At 44.4% G+C, this 4,210-nt stretch carries 5 protein-coding genes; 1 reads left to right on the top strand and 4 read right to left on the bottom strand.

The genetic code is table 11. The annotated features are described in order from the left end of the window. On the top strand, window positions 1-629 hold a 629-nt coding region (locus tag ENN47_04850; GenBank protein ID HDP77511.1), incomplete at its 5' end, for a class I SAM-dependent methyltransferase. On the opposite strand, the gene ENN47_04855 is transcribed toward ENN47_04850, so the two are convergent. The 4 genes from ENN47_04855 to ENN47_04870 all read right to left on the bottom strand — a co-directional run. After that, window positions 621-1,559 carry a phospholipase gene (locus ENN47_04855; GenBank protein HDP77512.1) on the bottom strand — a complete coding sequence of 313 codons (939 nt, stop codon included), beginning with the start codon at window positions 1,557-1,559 and terminating at the stop codon, window positions 621-623. The two genes, ENN47_04850 and ENN47_04855, sit on opposite strands and share 9 nt — an antisense overlap. A 67-nt stretch (window positions 1,560-1,626) precedes the next feature. Continuing rightward, entirely contained in the window at window positions 1,627-2,352 is a 726-nt protein-coding gene (locus ENN47_04860; protein HDP77513.1) for a hypothetical protein, read from the bottom strand. Beyond that, window positions 2,349-3,167: an alpha/beta hydrolase gene (locus ENN47_04865; GenBank protein HDP77514.1), complete on the bottom strand. Its 819-nt coding sequence runs from the start codon at window positions 3,165-3,167 to the stop codon at window positions 2,349-2,351. The genes ENN47_04860 and ENN47_04865 overlap by 4 nt, the downstream gene beginning before the upstream one ends. Window positions 3,168-3,479: 312 nt before the next feature. Further along, a partial coding sequence (locus ENN47_04870; GenBank protein HDP77515.1) for an FAD-dependent oxidoreductase occupies window positions 3,480-4,210 on the bottom strand: 731 nt, incomplete at its 5' end.

Consider the following 4,210-nt stretch of genomic DNA (forward strand, 5'->3'; position numbering starts at 1 on the left):
CGGAGATATTCGAAAGAGTGGTGAAAGAAACCTCGGAAAACCTGTCTAGAGAAGAGATCAGAAAAGCAGAACTGGAAGTACTGAAAAATGTGAATGACTGGATTGTATACATAGTCGATCCGTCAGTGTACGACTCTCTCGAATTCACGAAGTGGGATGACAAATTACTGACAGACTTGGTTCATTTCAGTGGCAAGAGAGTTGTTGATTTGGGGGCGGGCACTGGCAGATTGTCATTCGTTGCGGTCAATGAAAAAGCAAGAGTCGTTTATGCAGTTGAGCCGATGAGAACTTTGAGGGAGTACTTGAAAAAAAGCCCTAAAGTTAAAGGATTAGGCAACTTCTATGTTGTTGATGGCTTGATAGAGGAGATTCCTTTTGAGAAAGACTTCGCGGATGTTGTCATCTCGGGCCACGTTTTTGGAGATTTCATTGAGGATGAATTCGGCGAGATGTACAGAGTCACTAGGAATGGCGGCGATATCGTTCTCTTTCCTGGTAACAGTGATTCAGATAATGAGATTCACGAGTTTCTGCTAACAAGAGGATTTAGATGGGGGAGGTTTAAGGAACCGGGAGTAGGCTATGTAAGATGGTATCACTTAGAAGTGCAAAAAGACTCATTCTAAGCTCTTGGCTTCAAAGAACTCCCAGATTATTTCACTAGCTTTAATACTCGCATTGGAGGAACTGCTGAGAGAGTCGATCCCCTTCTCTCTTCCCGGCCAGGTGTGGTCACCGTCAGTTATCATATAGAAATGTACAAGACTCCTCTCATCTTTCCCGGTGTACTCTTTCAGTATGATCAGTCCATTTTCCTGTTGTGTCTCCTGTACGGTACTAGCTCCCATCTTGGTTGCCCAGAATTCCACAGATTCTTCTGCCGGTGGAAAATACATTCCGTTGGCTTCGGAGCTGCTCGAAAAACCTCCCTCAAAGGGTATTATAGGATCTTTCATCCCATGAAATACAATGAGCGGAACTCCTACATCCGGAGGGTCTATCATAACTACTGCGTTTTCATCAGTTCCGCCCGCCGGAGAAGAAGAGACAATTGCACATGCCGCAAACAGCTCTGGATAGCGTGACATAAGCCTATAGACAATCATTCCTCCATTGGAAAGACCGACAAGATAAATTCTAGCCTCGTCAACGGGATAGCTGTTTTTCACTTCGCCAATTAGCTCGTAAATGTACGAGACATCATCAACATTGTTTTCCATAGCGTATCCGCAACAAAAACCCGAGTTCCAACTCAAGAAGACGCTGTTCAGAGGGCCGGTTCCCTCGGGATAGACTGAAATGAAACCCTCTTTGTCAGAGACTTCCGTTATTCCGTATGTGTTCTTTGTGTAGTTGCTATTGCCAAAAAGACCATGAAAGACAAGAACTACCGGCAACTTTTCATCTTTGATTTCCGGAGGTAGATGAATTATGGTTTGTCTCGTTCTGCCGTTATACTCCATAGTCATAATCTCATCTAATCCTTTTTTCGTACCGCTGACCAGGTAGAATCCCATAGCCAGAAGAGTGCCGATTATCACCATTGTCTTGAACATTTATCTGCCCCCATTCACCCATTTATCCCGACAGCAAATAACATATCAATACTACCACTTGTCAAGACTACGATCCCTTTCTCAATCTCTCTAGAAAATCAAGCACGTTATCCGAACAGACAATCTTCGCAACTCTCACTAAGCGGCATTCGGAATGTGAAAGCATCTCCCTTGCATAACTCAACGAGCGAACCTCCATAGAATGAAACAGTAAATCTGAAGCTGTCTTGAGCCTGCCGTAAGATGGATCTCTAAGGTTTAAAAGGACTATATCCCCGTTCGATAGAAAGGATACCGGAATCTGGCTAAGATATGTGGTGGTAACGTATCTGCCCATATAAGGTGGGAAGAGTCCGGGGAGAGAGATGCATGAGGCGGCAACTCCCCTGGCCGTTCCTGAAAGAAGTCTTACTGCCCGTTCTTCAAGATCAAATACCTCAGCGCTGAAAACAGTAATTCCAGAAATCCCTTCCAAAAAGGAATCCCTCACATTGCTCTCGAAGACATGATTTTGTCTGGACCAGATCCGGCAGTGCCGAAGCTTTTGCAGCTTGTGCCGCAGCCCTAGAGGTTTCGAGACTGCAAAGCCATCCATTACTTTCAGCGTGTTGAAGAGCCTCTTCACGAACTCGGATAACCGGCTCATTCCCTCATCTTCTCCCAGCGTTTCTGCTATGACCGCGTAATATCCCGCCAAACCGTTAAGTATTACCTCTCCCTTGCCAACGAGACCATTTATGTGTTCCAGAGAGGCAATGCCCTGAAAACCGTATCCCCCGACATGTACCTTCAAAGTGTCTCTCCGTCCAAATCACATTTGAGCGTTTCTTCATACGATTCATTCATGACATCAATACAGGATGAGAAATCCATCAAATCTATACTCCTGGTCATAACGGGAGATATTACAATATCTGCATCATCTATTTCTCTCTGCAAAATCAAATCGGCTCTGTATTCATCCATCACTCCCAATATTGAATTCGAAGTATTGAAGGAAGCAATCTTATTCGATGAAGAAAGATCTACGGCAACTATGAAAGTACTATTCGCCTCTCTTGCGACTCTTACAGGAAGATTGTTCAGGATACCGCCATCGGCAAGTGTTAGGTCTCCTTTCTCTTCAGGTTTGAATAATCCTGGAATAGCCATTGAAGCCCTAAGCGCTTCATATATACTTCCATCATTGTGTATGCAAAGTTCAGCGGAATCCATGATTGTAGATGTACAAATAAAGGGGATCTTTGTATCGGTGAACCTGTACCCCCCCAAGTGCTTCCTAAGAAGTCTGAAATATCTCCTGGAGGGAAGAACTGCTCTAAAAGTGTTCAAATATGCACACACGATCGCACTTAGGACCGGCGAATGCGTTCTTGCTACTAATTTCCTTAATGAAAGCCATGTGGTCGCCCTTCTGCAGGTCCTCAACGTAATTTCCCAGAGGCTGTTTGAATCCGCCAGTATTGAATATGCCGCTCCAACTAGCGCGCCAATGCTAACTCCTACGATGAGGTCAGGAACGAACCCTTTCTCTTCAAGCGCGCGAATAACCCCAACGTGAGCCACACCTTTTGCTCCTCCACCACCAAGAACCAACGCTCTCTTCAACCGACACCTCGAAATTAGATAAGCTATGACGCACCCACATGAAACGAACAATCAGCGGAGGGATCAATCCTGATCGATCGTCATAATGCCTGTGGATTTTGCATTCACATCAAGAGATACTCTGTTCTTTGGTAACGCATGATCCCCTCCTTTGGAAAAGTAATCTCTCCTCTTTCTTAGCTGAAGAGACTGACTTCAATTCTTGTACCCGTCGCAACACTGACCAAGTACCTTCTAGATCATTTCCAAATACTTATTAGTTCATAACTTTAAATCGGGAATGCGAGCTTGCCCGAATCAAAACAAGCTTTTTTAGTTTGAGTGGTTTATTTTGAGAATGTCCGATAGAGAACAGATCGAGTTGTTACCAGTGATGCTGTGAAGCCCTCTGTCAATTTCATCTCTTGAGATTTCCGTTATTGGTCTGCCACTTTCAAAAGAAATCGCGGAGGCCATGCCAATAGCCTGTCCCATGCCGGCTGACGTGGGCATAATCCTTCCTGCACTTTGACCTTCAAAATCACTTGAGAAACATCTGCCAGCAGTATATAGATTGAAGAAATCGCAGCTGATTAGGGCTCTCAAGGGTATCTCGTAGTAGTCTGAATATTCGGGAACACTGCTCCTAACTTCTCGAGTAATCTTTTGAGTCTCAGGAGAATGGATATCTATTCCATATGTTGCTTTGACAACACCGTCATAGAATTTCCTGTGCGACCTAACGTCTTCTCCAGTAAAAACGTAAAGTCCCTTCACTCTTCTACTCTCTCGAATTCCTATATCGTCTGCGATTTTTTCAATTCTTGACTCTTCGAATCCGCGAACGTACTTCCTCGTGAAGGCGACGAGCTGATCTATCTGCTCAGAGCATTCGAAGACAGATTGACTCAGTTCAAAAGGATTAAGGGGATCTTTATCGGACGAATGGGTTGTGTTTACCGATACTCTGTCTTCTCCAGGGAGTTCAATGAAGAAGAAGTAATCGTGAAGATTGTTAAATCCGCTATTTCTAGCCTTTTCGATCTCTTCGAAGTAGCCCGCAA

Origin of the sequence: Mesotoga infera (genome assembly GCA_011045915.1) — a bacterium.
GTDB classification, from domain to species: domain Bacteria; phylum Thermotogota; class Thermotogae; order Petrotogales; family Kosmotogaceae; genus Mesotoga; species Mesotoga infera_D.

What these genes read in the sequence shown, in the direction of transcription:
- ENN47_04855 (HDP77512.1), bottom strand. Translation starts at nt 1,559, where the DNA reads ATGTTCAAGACAATGGTGATAATCGGCACTCTTCTGGCTATGGGATTC.